This window comes from Ruegeria sp. CDSA241 (genome assembly GCF_059611265.1).
Genome location: NZ_JBXWPF010000004.1, coordinates 118,451 through 133,244 on the forward strand (window position 1 = coordinate 118,451; position 14,794 = coordinate 133,244).

Annotated in this window: 14 protein-coding genes; 7 read left to right on the top strand and 7 right to left on the bottom strand. The window is 58.2% G+C overall.

All coding sequences use genetic code 11. From position 1 onward, the window contains the following. Nucleotides 1-25: 25 nt before the first annotated feature. The 4 genes from pdxA to lptG are packed head-to-tail and all read right to left on the bottom strand — an operon-like array spanning nt 26 to nt 5,491. Complete coding sequence (pdxA, locus tag AC2FJV_RS05305) at nt 26-988, bottom strand: 4-hydroxythreonine-4-phosphate dehydrogenase PdxA (protein WP_496688311.1); 963 nt, start codon at nt 986-988, stop codon at nt 26-28. Then, nucleotides 985-2,238 carry a peptidylprolyl isomerase gene (locus AC2FJV_RS05310; protein ID WP_496712922.1) on the bottom strand — a complete coding sequence of 418 codons (1,254 nt, stop codon included), beginning with the start codon at nt 2,236-2,238 and terminating at the stop codon, nt 985-987. The genes pdxA and AC2FJV_RS05310 overlap by 4 nt, the downstream gene beginning before the upstream one ends. Next, nucleotides 2,229-4,391: an LPS-assembly protein LptD gene (locus tag AC2FJV_RS05315; RefSeq protein ID WP_496712924.1), complete on the bottom strand. Its 2,163-nt coding sequence runs from the start codon at nt 4,389-4,391 to the stop codon at nt 2,229-2,231. The genes AC2FJV_RS05310 and AC2FJV_RS05315 overlap by 10 nt, the downstream gene beginning before the upstream one ends. After that, complete coding sequence (lptG, locus tag AC2FJV_RS05320) at nt 4,391-5,491, bottom strand: LPS export ABC transporter permease LptG (RefSeq protein WP_142633419.1); 1,101 nt, start codon at nt 5,489-5,491, stop codon at nt 4,391-4,393. The genes AC2FJV_RS05315 and lptG overlap by 1 nt, the downstream gene beginning before the upstream one ends. A 246-nt stretch (nt 5,492-5,737) precedes the next feature. On the opposite strand from lptG, the gene AC2FJV_RS05325 reads away from it, so the two are divergent. The 3 genes from AC2FJV_RS05325 to AC2FJV_RS05335 are packed head-to-tail and all read left to right on the top strand — an operon-like array spanning nt 5,738 to nt 8,743. After that, nucleotides 5,738-7,204, top strand: coding sequence for a leucyl aminopeptidase (locus AC2FJV_RS05325; RefSeq protein WP_496712926.1), 1,467 nt, complete (start codon nt 5,738-5,740; stop codon nt 7,202-7,204). A 4-nt stretch (nt 7,205-7,208) separates the two neighbouring features. Continuing rightward, complete coding sequence (locus AC2FJV_RS05330) at nt 7,209-7,667, top strand: DNA polymerase III subunit chi (RefSeq protein ID WP_271947429.1); 459 nt, start codon at nt 7,209-7,211, stop codon at nt 7,665-7,667. A 29-nt stretch (nt 7,668-7,696) separates the two neighbouring features. Further along, nucleotides 7,697-8,743: an aldo/keto reductase gene (locus AC2FJV_RS05335; protein ID WP_496712928.1), complete on the top strand. Its 1,047-nt coding sequence runs from the start codon at nt 7,697-7,699 to the stop codon at nt 8,741-8,743. A gap of 68 nt (nt 8,744-8,811) precedes the next feature. On the opposite strand, the gene AC2FJV_RS05340 is transcribed toward AC2FJV_RS05335, so the two are convergent. Beyond that, nucleotides 8,812-9,798 carry a GlxA family transcriptional regulator gene (locus tag AC2FJV_RS05340; protein WP_142633426.1) on the bottom strand — a complete coding sequence of 329 codons (987 nt, stop codon included), beginning with the start codon at nt 9,796-9,798 and terminating at the stop codon, nt 8,812-8,814. Nucleotides 9,799-9,929: 131 nt separating this feature from the next. On the opposite strand from AC2FJV_RS05340, the gene bcoG reads away from it, so the two are divergent. From bcoG to AC2FJV_RS05360, 4 genes are read left to right on the top strand one after another with little or no spacing between them, the layout of a single operon-like run. Continuing rightward, the gene (gene bcoG / locus AC2FJV_RS05345) at nt 9,930-10,844 is read left to right on the top strand and encodes a 3-dehydrocarnitine:acetyl-CoA trimethylamine transferase BcoG (protein WP_142633428.1); all 915 of its coding nucleotides are present in this window, start codon (nt 9,930-9,932) and stop codon (nt 10,842-10,844) included. A 7-nt stretch (nt 10,845-10,851) separates the two neighbouring features. Further along, nucleotides 10,852-11,406 carry a lipocalin/fatty acid-binding family protein gene (locus AC2FJV_RS05350; protein ID WP_496712930.1) on the top strand — a complete coding sequence of 185 codons (555 nt, stop codon included), beginning with the start codon at nt 10,852-10,854 and terminating at the stop codon, nt 11,404-11,406. Next, the gene (locus AC2FJV_RS05355) at nt 11,406-12,872 is read left to right on the top strand and encodes a carnitine 3-dehydrogenase (RefSeq protein ID WP_496712932.1); all 1,467 of its coding nucleotides are present in this window, start codon (nt 11,406-11,408) and stop codon (nt 12,870-12,872) included. The genes AC2FJV_RS05350 and AC2FJV_RS05355 overlap by 1 nt, the downstream gene beginning before the upstream one ends. Further along, nucleotides 12,869-13,627, top strand: a complete 759-nt coding sequence (locus AC2FJV_RS05360) for an SDR family oxidoreductase (protein WP_496712934.1) — start codon at nt 12,869-12,871, stop codon at nt 13,625-13,627. Before AC2FJV_RS05355 ends, AC2FJV_RS05360 begins: the two co-directional genes overlap by 4 nt. A 1-nt stretch (nt 13,628) precedes the next feature. On the opposite strand, the gene AC2FJV_RS05365 is transcribed toward AC2FJV_RS05360, so the two are convergent. Beyond that, nucleotides 13,629-13,811: a hypothetical protein gene (locus AC2FJV_RS05365; RefSeq protein WP_271947417.1), complete on the bottom strand. Its 183-nt coding sequence runs from the start codon at nt 13,809-13,811 to the stop codon at nt 13,629-13,631. 79 nt (nt 13,812-13,890) lie between these two features. After that, the gene (locus AC2FJV_RS05370; protein ID WP_271947415.1) at nt 13,891-14,760 is read right to left on the bottom strand and encodes a helix-turn-helix domain-containing protein; all 870 of its coding nucleotides are present in this window, start codon (nt 14,758-14,760) and stop codon (nt 13,891-13,893) included. Nucleotides 14,761-14,794 lie beyond the last annotated feature (34 nt).

The following is a 14,794-nucleotide window of genomic DNA, read 5'->3' on the forward strand; positions in this document are numbered from 1 at the left end:
GGGATATTTACAGCCCGCTGAAGGATCAAGAGCTTTGTGCCATCTGCTGGGCAAGTTTCAGCGCTTCGATCAGGCTGGTCGGGTTTGCAAGGCCTTGCCCCGCAATGTCCAGTGCAGTCCCGTGATCGGGTGAGGTTCGGATAAATGGAAGGCCTAGTGTGACGTTCACACCGCGATCGAAATCCAGCGTCTTGATCGGAATCAGAGCCTGATCGTGATACATGGCGATGGCGGCGTCATAGCGCGCGCGCGCTGCGGCGTGGAACAATGTATCCGCGGGGTGCGGGCCGGTTACGGTATACTCTTTGCGGGGCAGCTCCGCGATCAGCGGCGCAATCCAGTCCAGTTCTTCTTGTCCCATCTTGCCGCCTTCACCGGCATGCGGGTTGAGGCCCGCGACGGCTATCCGCGGGGTGGCAATACCGAACTGTGATTGTAGTCCCTGGGCGGTGATTTCGATGGTTTCCCGCAAAAGCTCGGGCGTAAGCTCGCAAGGAACGCGTGAGAGCGGGATGTGGATGGTTGCTGGTACAACGCGCAGCTGGTCGCTCGCCAGCATCATCACAACACGTTGGGACCCAGCCAAGGCGCCCAGAAATTCAGTATGGCCGGGGAATGAGAAACCTGCCCCGTCGATAAGTGCTTTCTTGTGGATCGGTGCGGTACATAGCGCCGATGCAGAACCGGACTGAACCAGCGCCACGCCGGTTTCAATGGCAGTGACAACTGATCTGGCGTTGGCTGGATTAGGGTGCCCAGACCGGTTGGGGGCTGGAAAGTCCAGTTGCAGTACGGGCAGGGCAGAGCCACAGATCTCGACCGCCTGAGAGGCGTCGCTGATCTGTACCGACGGTGTCTCGGGCGGCAAATGCGCGGCATCGCCAATATAGAAGAAAGGGCAGGTGGTTCTAAGGCTGGCCCAGGCTTTTGCGGCGATCTCGGGCCCAATTCCGGCCGGGTCGCCGCAGCTGAGCGCGATTGGCTTCATTGTTCAACAATAGTTGCGTCGGCACGCATTTGCCCCAACAGGCTTTCTGCAAGTGTTTGCAGCCTTTGCTGGGTCAGAGCATTGGCGACATCTGCACGCGTTGTCTCTTCGCCAAGGTTGCGGGTACGTGTGCACAACATCACAAAAGCCAGTGTTTGGCCGTTGTTACGGGTCAACGTGGTTGAAACTTCGTTCAGGTCCAGTTTGGCTAGTTCCAATGCGATATCGCGCGGGATTTCCGACGGTTTGCTGACATTCCGCTCTAAGACTTCTGCTGGCTTGTTTTGCACGATACCGTACAGATCATCGCAAGTGTCTATTTCTTCTTTCAGCTTTTCGGCTGCGGCCAGTGTTTCCGTGCTACGACCACCGGGCATGTAATAGACAGCATAGTCGATCTCGGAATAGGTGGGCGTACTCGCAGCGGTCTCACGCAAACCGCGCATCTGAAACAGTGCAACGGCATTGGGCAGCGGAATGGGCTGGGTGACGTCACCATTTTTGAGCCCGATGATGACCGGCTGCAGCGCCGGGGGCAGATCGGTCAAGTTCAACCAGTCAAGGCGCCCCCCATTGGTGCGAGTTCCGGCCGCCGAGTACTGTGTTGCGGCGGTTGAAAAGGAATCATAGCCCTCGATCAAGGCGATCTCTTCGGCCAGCAGTTGAACCTGTGGCAGGTTTTGTTGGTTCACAGGAATAATGATTTCCGAAAGAAGGACTTGCAGGCCGCCACTTCCAGATTGTCCAAGTGCGCGATTGATCTCGTCTTCCGATGGTCTCGCCTGCGACAGAAAACGCGCGCTGACGAATTCACGCCAGGAAATCTGATCCTCGATGAAATCCCGAACCGTCTCACGGTCAACACCGGCATCCGCCAGAAGCTGCAGGAATTCGTCGCTCGAAAGCTGACCGCGGGCTGCAAATTGGTCTATTCCAACCTGAACGTCTTCGGGGGCGACCACGATTCCAGCGTCGCGCATCGCCTGTTTGCGCAGGCGGTCGTCTATCAGAGCTTTGCGCACGTCTTCCTCGGTTGCGCCGGGAACACCCAGAATCGACAGGAATTGCAGGCGCTGTTCCAGCTCATACCAGGTCACGATGTCTTGATTGACCTTTATGGCAGGCGAGAACAGGTTCTGCGCCACTGCCTTTACAGGTGCTATGGCAATCGAAACTGCAACCAGTGCCGGAGCAACCAGCCCGATATGGCTGGAACGAAAGAAACGTGAAAAACCTGTTATCAACTGCATCTTCTCTTGTACTGTTTGCCGCCACCTTCGACAGAATATCCTGTCAGAGCTACGGTAAAGCCGAATTCGGTCGAAGGCTCAATACTTGATGACGAGGTATAGCGCCTGCTGACCGACATGTTAACCTGAACACACTCGTTCCGGTACGTGATACCCAACCCATATCTGATCGGTTCAGATTCGCTCAGGTCATACCGCGCCTGAGCACGGGTTTGCCAGTTCTGATCGATGTCGTACCGCCCGCGCAACCAGATCTCGGAAATCTCATCGTCGACATTTTCTGCGGGATCGGGTTCTTGCCAGACATAGCTTCCGCTGAGGGCCGTTGTTTCCTTTTGCCATGCAGCACGCAGCTCGGCCTTGGCAAAGCTGAAATCTCCGTTCACCAAACCTCGCCCGGCCAAAGACCACCCATTGGGCGTTTCAAGTTGACCGGCGATCAACACATCGGACGAAGTGCCCTGAAGGCCCGATGTAAGGTTAAAGTCGGGATCAGCATCCGCACGAAAGACCTGACCGATCGTGGCACGCGCTTGCCAGCCCCTGGAGCCATAACGCGCCCAATTCACCCCAACAACGCCGCTGACCCCATCTTCGCGCCTGTCCTCGGCAGGGAATCGGGACAGGGATAACAGGTTACCCTGGTCAAACTCCTGAAACGTACTTTCGTCGATAGGAACATCATTGTCGGAGACATGCGTCCACCCGATCTGCGCGATGGGTTCCAGCAACTGGGTTGCGCCCGACGCCTCGCGGCGGGTCATTGGCAGGCGCAGCGTCAGTGCGGCGCGCGGGGTCGTGCGGGTCACCTGATCGGGATAGGCGCTGTCGTGGCGGATATTGAACGTGTCGATTGACGCGCCTACTTGGGCATCTGCACGCAGCCCCCAGCCCAGTATCCAGCTGCGCAGCCATTCGGTATCGAAGGTCGCTCGGGCAACATCGCGCCCGATAACGTCCTCATTGCTCGTTCTTTCATGGGCATGGCCGATGAAAGCCATCCGCACCTCTCCTCCGACAGCTGCCGGGAAGAAGCGTTTGCGATAGTTCAGGTCGAAGATGCGAGAAGGAATCTGATCCTGATCCTCGCTATCTCGCAAGGTTTTATAGTGGTTTAGGCTGGTCCGGAAAGCGGTATCGCGCTTGATCCTTTCCAGGGCAATTTCGCTGCGCAGACGGTCAAAGTCGGGCAGGCCGTAATCAGCCAGATAGGAATCGTCGGACGTGGTTCGAATGTTGAAGGTCAGGCGATAGTCGTCCGGCAGATCAAACCAGCCGTTGGTAAAGAAATATCCGCGCGCCTCGTCCCGTTGAAGGTCATCGCGAGTATGCGCGCCTTCGATTGTGAGCCGTCCGTTCTTAAAGGCCTGACGATAGCGATAGCCCAGAGTTCTGGTCTTACCGGAAAGGTAAGGTGTCAACGTGAGGTCCTTGTGATCTCCAAGCTTGAAGAAATAGGGAACCTTTATGCCTGTGCCCAACTGCGAGGTGGTGCGGACCGATGGGACCAGAAAACCAGTCGCCCGGTCCAGCGTTGGATCGGGGAGACGCAGGTAAGGGAAATAGAAGACCGGCACATCCAGCACACGGAATTGCGCACCTTCGAAATAGAGCTGTCGTTCCAACTGATCATGGGTCACCTTGCGGGCACGGATTTGCCAGAGCGGTGGCCGCCCATCCGTGCAGACATGGCAAGACGTCGCCGAGACTTTGCTGAACTGGGTGTATCTGCCGCCTGCACGTGTCGCCTGCACCGAGGCAATTTGCACCTGTTGGTCGAACACCATTCGGGCGCCGATCAAAAGGCCGTTGAGCAAACCCCGGTCGAGTTCTGCGGAATCCGCCAGAACTGTCGTTCGATTGCCCTGATCAATCCGGATCGGTCCTTCCAGTGTAAGCTCACCGCTTTCGCGGTCGTACAAAACCCGACTGGCCGTCATTTTGACGTCACCCTGAAACGCTTCGACATTGCCCTCTGCGATCAGCACACGCTCTGGGGTTATGAAAATCTTGTCGGCGACAAGTAAGGCTGGTGGCTCTTGCTGGGACGCGTCCGTCGTTTGATCCTGTTCCGGCAAAGTCTGGGCCAGGACACCCGAAGGCAAAGACAATGCAACCGCACCCGAGAGCAATAGCAGAGCGAATTTGCGCATCAGCCATCCTCCGCGTGCAACAGCAGGCCAAGAGAAAGAAGGATGGCCGCAAATGGCGGGGCCCAGGCTGCAACGAAGATAGGCAACTGACCGTTTTCTCCCAATATTTGCGCGAAATTACGGACGAAATAGATGGCGAAGCCCAGTAACACGGCCGTCAGCACCGCTATTCCGGTGCCGCCGAACCGGACATGCCGCATGGTAAAGGCCGCGCCAATCAAGACCATTGCGACCAGAAACAGAGGTCTTGCCAGTTGGACCTGAAACCAGACCTCGTATTGCTTGGTCGAAAAGCCCGCCTCGCGCAGGTCTCGGATCAACTGGGGCAAATCGTAGACAGACATCGAATCCTGGTTGGCCAGCCTGTCCAGAATGCGCTGACGTGTCAGGGTGGTCGGAATCTCCAGACGATCATGCTCTTTCGAGCCAGCTTCGGGATTGATGCCGTTCATAAGCGGCCAGATCTTGGCATCCTGTAAAACCCAAAAACCGTCTTCCAACTTGGCCTGTTTGGCAGAGATCTGGCGTGTCGGCTGACCAATCGCGTCGAATGTTATTATGGTGACGTCCTTCAACAGCAGGGTGTTACCGTTGGACGTTCGGCGCGCGTGGACAACCGATTGGCCCTCTTCTGTAGCTTGCCGTAACCACAAACCCTCACTGCTGATCGAAAGAGCTGAGCTGGTGCGGTTACGGTAGGAATCGGAAAGCCGTTGGAATTCTTCGGAAGTTGCGGCAGCAAACGGGTTAAGCACCGCAACCGCCAAGGCTCCGATCAACAGGGCCAAAGTTACAGGTGCAAGCAGGACGCGAATTCCAGATCGCCCGATCGAGCGCGTCACCACCAATTCCGAGCTGCGCGCCAATCCGATGAACAACGCAATCGTGGACAGGATGATCAGCAGGGGCAGCATCTCACCGATGGCGGCGGGCGTATTCAATAGGGTCAGATACAAAAGCCGGCCAAATGACAGATCGACCTCATCAAAGCGCCGTACCTGTTCAATCAGATCGATCAGAATCATCAGCGTCAAAAAGATACAGCCAATGACCAGAAAGCTCTGGGTGAACCGGCGGGCAAAATATCGATCCAGGATCACAAACGCGCCCCCGGCATCACTGCGTTGCCTGCAGCGGGGGCCTTGAAGTTAAGAGAATCAGCGGTACATGCGCCAGCGCGCAACGGCCTATGCCTGCCCCGATTTGCCAATTCGCCCTCCCGCTCTCCGACCCTGCCGGAACTTTTTCCGCGACTGTAATGCAAATGCCCGGCGGGGAAAACTGCTATCTGGTCAATGCGGTCGCCGCGGGCTAGGTCTTGGGAAACAGATTTTCAGGAGTTCCCAATGAGCAGTCTTGTTCCAATTCAGTTTAAGGCTTTTGACGTGGACGTGATGGCGCAGACCAAAGGGCGCGTCGTGATTATTGTCTCGGATGAAGGCAAGATGAACCCAGCTGCACGCCGCGCCAACCGTCTGACCCGGGGCGCAGTCGCGCGACTTGTCGAAAGCGACCGGTTCGAAAAGGTGAAATCCGGCGATGTAGTCTCTCTTGCCTGGCCAGGCGGAATGGCCGCTGAAGCGCTTGATATTCTCGTGCTGTCGCGCCGTGCCGATGCTGCAGAGGCGCGCAAGGCCGGGGCGAAGCTGGCCAAATTGTCTGATCACCAGCCCTTGTTGGTCATGGCCGGAAATCAGGCTCGGACCGAAGAACTGGCATTGGGGATCGTTTTGCGCAGCTATGATTTCGATGCCCATAAAACCCGAGATTCGGATGAAGCCGGACCAGTAACAATCAGTCATCAGAAACATGATGAGGTCGAAGCCTCATTCGCACCGCTGTATGCGATTGCCGATGGCGTTCGGATGACACGGGACCTGACCAATGAACCCGCCAATGTGCTGACAACGACCGAATTCGCGGATCGTTTGTCCGAAATGAAGGCACTTGGCCTGGACGTCGAAGTGCTCGACGAAGACAAACTGGCCGAATTGGGTATGCGCACCTTGTTAAGCGTCGGGCAGGGCTCGGTCAGCCCGTCCAAGGTTGTGGTGATGCAGTGGAATGGAGGCGACAAGGATGATGCGCCGCTGGCGCTGGTGGGTAAGGGCGTCGTGTTTGACACCGGCGGCATTTCCTTGAAACCCGCTGCAGGCATGGAAGACATGACTATGGACATGGGTGGGGCAGGTGTGGTCGCCGGCACCATGCGGGCGCTGGCCAAGCGCAAGGCCAAAGCCAATGTCGTGGGCCTTGTCGGGCTAGTGGAAAACATGCCTTCGGGCAATGCCACGCGCCCCGGCGATGTCGTCAAGTCGATGAAGGGCGACACGGTCGAGGTCATCAATACCGACGCCGAGGGCCGTTTGGTCCTGTGTGATGTGATGTGGTACGCGCAAGAGCGGTTTGCCCCCGTGGGCATGATCGACCTGGCAACATTGACCGGCGCGATCATCATTGGGCTTGGGCATGAGAATGCCGGTGTCTTTTCGAACAATGACACGTTCTGCAACGCCTTCCTAAAGGCTGCCGGGGCCGAGGATGAGGGCGCATGGCGGATGCCGCTGGGCAAAGCCTATGACGAGCAGCTGAAATCGCGTATCGCCGATATGAAGAATGTCGGTGGACGACCTGCCGGATCCATCACTGCTGCGCAGTTCCTGCAGCGGTTCGTGAAGGACGAAACCCCCTGGATCCATCTGGACATTGCTGGGGTGGCTTCGATTGCAACCGAGACATCCTATGCGCCCAAAGGGGCCACCGGTTGGGGTGTCCGCGCACTGAGCCGGTTCGTGCAGGACAATTTCGAATAATCCAATGGGCGCCGTTTATTTCTATCACCTGACCCGCCAACCGCTGGAAAACACCTTGCCCGTGTTGCTGGACAAGGCGCGGCAGGCCGGGTGGAAGATAGCCGTGCGGGGAACTGATCCCGCACGGATGGATTGGTTGGACGAAAAGCTGTGGCAGGGCCCCGAGGAAGGGTTCCTGCCACATGGCCGCACCGGGGGGCCGCATGACAGGGACCAGCCCATATTGCTGACGACAGGGGCCGAGGCCGCAAATGATCCGGCTTGCGTGATGGCTGTTGATGGTGCCGCGGTTGAACCCGAGGAAGTGAACGCGCTGGAACGCGTGTGCATCCTGTTCGATGGGAATGATGATCAGGCTCTCCAACATGCCCGCGGGCAATGGAAAACACTGACCGGGGCGGGCTGTTCGGCGCAATATTGGTCCGAGGAATCGGGCCGGTGGGAAAAAAAAGCCGAGGCATAGGGCCTCCGCAGATTTCAGGAGAATGAGCGATGGAAATGAAGCCCCTGGGCCGTACTGGAATCATGGTGACAGACCTGTGTCTGGGTACGATGACATTTGGTACGCAGACATCCGAGGCCGACGCGCATACTCAGATGGACATGGCACTTGATGGGGGCATTAATTTTGTCGATGCCGCCGAGATGTATCCGGTGAATCCCATCTCGAAAGAGACGGTGGGCCGGACCGAAGAAATTCTGGGCAACTGGAACGCCGCCAACCCGTCACGGCGTGGTGAATATGTTCTGGCAACCAAGCATTCTGGGGCAGGGTTCGCACATGCGCGCGATGGCGCACCGATTTCACCGCAGACAATCCCCGAGGCGGTCGAAGGTTCCTTGCGCCGACTGCAAACGGATTGCATCGACCTTTATCAGTTTCACTGGCCGAACCGCGGCAGCTATATGTTCCGGCAAAACTGGACCTATGCGCCTTCGGGGCACAATACCGATGAGGTTCTGGACAATATGCACGAGTGCCTTGTTGCCCTGAAGGAACAGGTCAACAAAGGAAATATCCGAGCGTTTGGCCTTTCGAACGAAAGCGCTTGGGGCACCGCTCAGTGGTTGCGGATCGCCGAAGCCACCGGCACGCCTCGCGTGGCATCGGTTCAGAATGAGTATTCTTTGATGTGCCGGCATTTCGACACCGATATGGCCGAGCTGAGCGCGCATGAGGATGCGGGGCTGATGGCCTTTTCACCGCTTGCCGCCGGATTTTTGACCGGGAAATACCAAAACGGCATGGTGCCCGAGGGTTCGCGGATGTCATTGGTGCCTGAGGTGGGTGGACGTCATCGCAGACGGGCATTTGAGGCGGTTGCGGCCTATCTAGAGATCGCTGACCGCCACGATCTGGACCCGGTCCATATGGCGCTGGCCTGGTGCCGGACGCGGCCCTTCATGATGTCGGCCATTTTCGGCGCGACAACGGTGGCGCAGCTTGGGCATATTCTCGACGGTAAGGAACTTCGCCTTTCTGGGGAAATCCTGACTGAAATCACCGAAGCGCATCGCGCGCATCCTATGCCGTTTTAGGGACGCTGGCCTCGTCTCCGCAGGCGGAGCCTCCCCCGAGGTATTTCAGCCAGATGAAGCAGATCCGCTTAGTGATGGCTGGGTTGTGTCCTGTCTTGCCTCAGGTCCCGGGCCGAAAGGCCGTGCGCTGTGCGAAAGGCACGGGAAAAGCTGGATTGCGAGGCGAAACCCGTCGCCAGAGCCACATCCATCAGTGACATATCGGTGTCCGTCACCAATCTGCGCGCCTCGGCCAGTCGGAGCTGCAGGTAATGGTCCTGCGGCGTGGTGTTCAGGCGCAGGCGGAATTGCTGTTGCAGGGTGCGTGAACTGGTGCCCAGGGTTTCGGCGATATCTGCCAATGGCATAGGGTCGTCCAGTGCGGATTGCATCAGCGTATTGGCTTTGGCGGTCAAAGCTGTGTGGCGGTGCGGCGCACCGGTGCGGCTTTGTGGTTTTGTGGGATCAGGCGCACCGTCATAGAGGAACAGACCCGAGACGCGGGCGGCAAATCCGGCGCCATGGCGGGCGGCGATGATATGCAGCATCATCTCGACCGCTGGGATCGCCCCGCCCGAGGTCAGGCGGCCTTCAGAAACGGTAAACCGGTCAGGGCGCACGTCCACTTCGGGGAAGCGGGCAGAGAAGTTCTCCAAATCTTCCCAATGGGTGGTGGCGGCGTGGCCGTCCAGCAGGCCTGCCTCGGCCAGCAGCCAAGGACCGCCATCAATACCTGCCATTGTGGCGCCGGTCTTGGCGATGCGGCGTAGGCCGGCCAGCAGGCTGGGTGTGGCATGGCGGGCCAGTTGGAACCCGGCAACGACAATCATCAGATCGCAGGATTGCAGCCGGGCCAAAGGTACACCCGGAACCGAAAGCGCACTGGTCAGCATGGCCGGTTCAGCAGTGGCTGTCACATAATCCCAGTCAAAGGCCGGACGATCCGCCAACCGATTGGCGGCACGCATTGGATCAACGGCCGACGCAAAGCTGAGCGTGTTGCATTCGTCCAGCACCAGCACAGCCGTTTTCAGGGCACGATGTTCGGGCTGCAATATGTTTTTTGCGGATTTCATCAAGTTCGATTCGCATTCTGACAAGTGTTTGACCAAAGCTGCGGCAAACTCGGGGGCGAAAGCAAATCGGAATCCGTGGAGAAGCCTGGGGAAAACTCAGGGTTAACCGGGTATAAGCTGGGGAGAACGCCATGCCTTTGGAAATGAACCGCGAAGTCTTCATTACATGCGCCGTCACAGGCTCGGGTGGGACGCAGGATCGCAGCCCGCATGTGCCGCGTTCGCCAAAGCAGATCGCCGACAGCGCGATAGCTGCAGCCAAGGCAGGGGCAGCGGTGGTGCATTGCCATGTGCGCGACCCTGAGACCGGAGCGCCTTCGCGTGATCTGGCACTGTATCGTGAGGTCACAGATCGCATTCGCGATGCCGAGGTCGACGCCGTGCTGAACCTGACTGCTGGCATGGGTGGCGACATGGTGTTTGGCGGTATCGAAAACCCGCTGCCGCTGGCCGAGGCGGGAACTGATTTGGTTGGCGCGACCGAGCGTGTGGCCCATGTGGCCGAATGCCTGCCGGAAATCTGCACCCTCGACTGCGGCACCATGAATTTTGCCGAGGCCGATTATGTGATGACCAACACGCCGGGTGCGTTGCGCGCGATGGGCCAGATGATGACCGATCTGGGTGTAAAGCCCGAGATTGAGGCCTTTGATACCGGCCATCTTTGGTTCGCCAAGCAGTTGGTGAAAGAGGGCGTTTTGGAACCGAACGCTCTGGTTCAGCTGTGCATGGGCGTGCCGTGGGGCGCGCCGGACGATCTGAACACCTTCATGGCGATGGTGAACAACGTGCCGGACGACTGGACCTTCAGCGCCTTTTCACTGGGTCGGAACGAGATGGCCTATGTGGCCGCCTCGGTTCTGGCGGGCGGCAATGTACGGGTCGGGTTGGAGGACAACCTGTGGCTGGACAAAGGCGTGCTGGCCGAGAACTGGCAACTGGTTGAACGCGCGGGCAGCATCATCGAGAACATGGGTGCGCGCGTGATTGGCCCCGCAGAAGTGCGTGAGAAGCTGGGCTTGGTGAAGCGGGCGCCGAAAAGCTAGGCGCGCCATGTTCCGCCGAGTTCTTTCATGGGTAGTTGGATGCTTGCTCGTTGGATTGATTCCAACGTGTGGCTTGGTAGACAATGAGGGCTTTCGAGCACGTCAATTTAATATTCAACCCGTCGAAGCGGTGAACTGGTCGATCTTTGACGAACCGTATTTTGAGGTTGCTGCGTCCAGACGCAAAAGCAAGGGCAAGCAGCGGCTTTTTGTGAGGCTTGAGGGACAGCCATACCCTAGCTATCAATTGCGTGACCCGGACCGGACCGAATGTTTTGGGTACATCGCAGGAGCAAGTGATTGCTTTGAAAACCACCTGAGCGTGCCTACCCGGCGATCCGAGTCTGCACTTGAATATGACATCACTGCCGCAAGCCCCACAAAGTTTCACATCATCTACGTGGGTGACGGGGAGCAGATGGTTGTATTGGCCCGCACAGATAGGTCGTTTGCAGTTGTACTGAGCAGAGATTTAACGATCACACAAAATCAACTGACGATTGCGCGTGACGTACTGAGCGAAAATGGGTTTGACCCTCAAGAGTTGAAAGTAGTGAAGTGATGACAAAAACAGCAGCAATCATTGGCGGCGGAGTTATCGGCGGCGGATGGGCCGCGCGGTTCCTGCTGAACGGTTGGAACGTTCGGGTATTCGACCCGGACCCGGAAGCCGAGCGTAAAATCGGCGAAGTTCTGGACAATGCGCGCCGCTCGCTGCCGGGGCTGAGCGACGTCCCGTTGCCTCCTGAAGGTGCGTTGTCATTCCATGATGATATGGCCGATGCAGTGCAGGGTGCTGCTTGGATTCAGGAAAGCGTGCCGGAACGTCTGGACCTGAAGCTGAAAGTTTACAAGGGCTTGCAAGAGGCTTGTGATCCGGGTGCGATCATCGGCTCCTCGACCAGTGGGTTCAAGCCGTCTGAATTGCAGGACGGCGCGCTGCGCCCCGAACAGATCGTGGTGACGCATCCGTTCAACCCGGTATACCTTCTGCCGCTGATCGAATTGGTGCCAACTGGCGCGAACCCGCCCGAGATGATCGAACGGGCGCAAGACCTTCTGAAATCGGTCGGATTCTTCCCGCTGCACGTCAAGAAAGAGATCGACGCACATATCGCTGATCGGTTCCTTGAGGCCGTCTGGCGCGAGGCGCTGTGGCTTGTCAAGGACGGCGTCGCCACGACCGAGGAAATCGACGAGGCGATCCGTATGGGGTTTGGCATCCGTTGGGGGCAGATGGGTCTGTTCGAAACCTATCGTGTCGCCGGCGGCGAGGCTGGGATGCGGCATTTTATGGCGCAGTTCGGCCCGGCACTGAAATGGCCCTGGACCAAGCTGATGGATGTGCCCGAATTCACTGACGAGCTTGTGGATCTGATTGCGGATCAGTCGGATGCGCAATCAGGCATGCATTCGATCCGCGAGCTGGAGCGTATCCGCGACAACAACCTCGTGGGGATGATGCGCGCACTCAAGGCGCAGAACTGGGGCGCGGGGGCGGTGCTGAACCAGCATGACGCGCTACTGAAACCGGGCGCGCTGCCATCATTGGAGCAAGCGGATCTGAGCCAACCGATCCTGACCCTGTCCCGTGCGGTGCCTTTGGATTGGACCGATTACAACGGCCATATGAACGAAGCCAAATACCTTGAGGCCTTCGCCGCCGCCACCGACCGGTTCATGGAGATCATCGGCTGCGATATGGAATATATCTCGTCCGGGGGCAGCTATTTCACCGCGGAAAACCACATTCGTTACATGAATGAGGTCCATGCGGGCGCAAAGATTGAGGTGCGCACCCAGATGCTGTTGGGGCAGGGCAAGAAACTGCACGTGTTCCACAGCATGTATAGCGGTGAGACGCTGCTGGCGACCGGGGAGAGCTTTTTGCTGCATGTCAGCCTGGACACCCGTCGCCCCAGCCCGCCATCGCCCAGAATTGAGGCCGCTATGGCCCGCATCGCCGAAGCGCAGGCCGGATTGCCTTATCCCGAAGGGGCCGGGGTTGCGATCAGGAAACCCTCATGACCTGCCGGGTGTTGGTGACGGCTGGCGCTTCGGGTGTTGGTCGGGCTATGGCAGAGGCGTTTGATGCGGCCGGGTATGATGTCTGGATCACAGATATTGATCGGGCGGCGCTAGATGGCGTGCCGGATCATTGGACAGCCCACCATGCTGACGTGTCGGATGAGGGTGATATGCGCGCCGTGTTCGCCGCGATTTCTGATGCGGGTGGTCTGGATTCGCTCTGCGCCAATGCGGGAATTGCCGGGCCAACCAGCGCAATCGAGGATATCGACCTGAATGATTGGCGTAGCTGCGTAGCGGTCAATCTGGAGGGGGCGTTTCTGGCGGCCAAATACGCCGCGCCGCTGATGAAATCCGCCCGGGCGGGTAGCATCATCCTGACCTCATCCACTGCGGGGCAATATGGCTATCCGTTTCGTGCGCCCTATGCCGCGGCCAAATGGGCGGTGATCGGATTAATGAAAACACTGGCGATGGAGCTTGGCCCTCACGGCGTCCGCGCCAATGCGATTTGTCCCGGCGCGGTGGAGGGCCCAAGGATGGAAGGCGTTCTGGCACGCGAGGCGGCGACCAAAGGCATGAGCCGGGACGAGGTCTATCAGGGCTATGCCTCGGGCACGTCCATGGGTCGTTTCGTCGAAGCGCAGGACATCGCCAATATGGCTGTCTTTCTGGCCTCTGGCGGGGCGCGGTTGGTGTCGGGTCAGGTGATCGCGGTGGATGGTCACACGGTCAATCCCGACCCGAAACTGTAACCTAGCCCTGGTTGGGGCCTCGGATCTGGCGGATGGTCTGACGAACGGCTTGCCAATCGCGGGCTTGCTTAGCGTTCCCGGCGGCCTCGCATTCGCGCATTTTCATTGCGGCTTCTGCCTCGGCCTGGTCACCGTGCGCCGTGTACAAAGCCCGTGCATATTGGGCTGTTTTCAGTGCGTCCATTCCTGTGGTCCTCCGTCTGTGGTCGGAATGCCCGAAAGTTCGCGCCCGGCGACGATACCACAGGTTGAACGGGGATGCATCACATGTCGCGGGAAATCGCTGCTCTGAGCTGTTGCAGGTGCTCTGGAAAGTCCCGCGCGGTCACGACCGCCTCGCGAACCAGAGTGTCGAAATGGCGGCTGAAAATTTCAATCCGGTCGCGATCGCGAAAGGCCATGTAATGGCTTCCTGCGTAAAACACGCAAAGAAGGGGACCGAAAATCGTTACGGGAGCCGAATACAGCCGTTTGGCATCAAACAGATAGATGCGCAGCCGTGGGTAGAGCTGTTCACACAACTCCAAAAGGTGGTCAATCTGATCCAGCCGCTTGCGAAGGCTAAGACCTTGATAATAGCCGGTTGCATGCGCAAAGCTGTCGATTTCGTACATCGGCATTGCGATCTCGTAATCGGACTGGGCGCTGCGCATCCAGGTCAGTCGATCTTCGGACGCACCTATGGCCTGATCTGCCGTGCGCCCCAGATGCGGTGCGTATTCCCATTCCAGAACGGTGCGGGTCTTGAGCATGTCGGGCAAGGTCGCAGGAACATATCTGATTTTGTAACCCGCTGCCTCTTGGTGCCACTCGAATATGCGCTCATCTACCAGGGCGCGGGGGGCCTCAGTCATGCTCAGCGACAAAGCCAGCAACTCGGCCGCGCTTTCCGGCCGGTCAGACAGGCTCAGCAACCAGTCCGCCGAAACACCCAATGCCGTCGCGCAGCTTCCGACAACATGGGCATTCGGCAACCGTGCCCCGTGATCGGTCAACAGTTGCGATACGGTTGAGCGGTCAACACCGATCTGGCGCGCGAAGGCGCTTCGGCTGATTTGGCGTTCTTCCATTGCGCGGGCCAGGCGCAAACGGAATTGAGCCGCACGGTCGCGTTTGTCTATTTTATCCTGCATGTGGTGATAAATATCATGTTTGATGAGTTTTGTT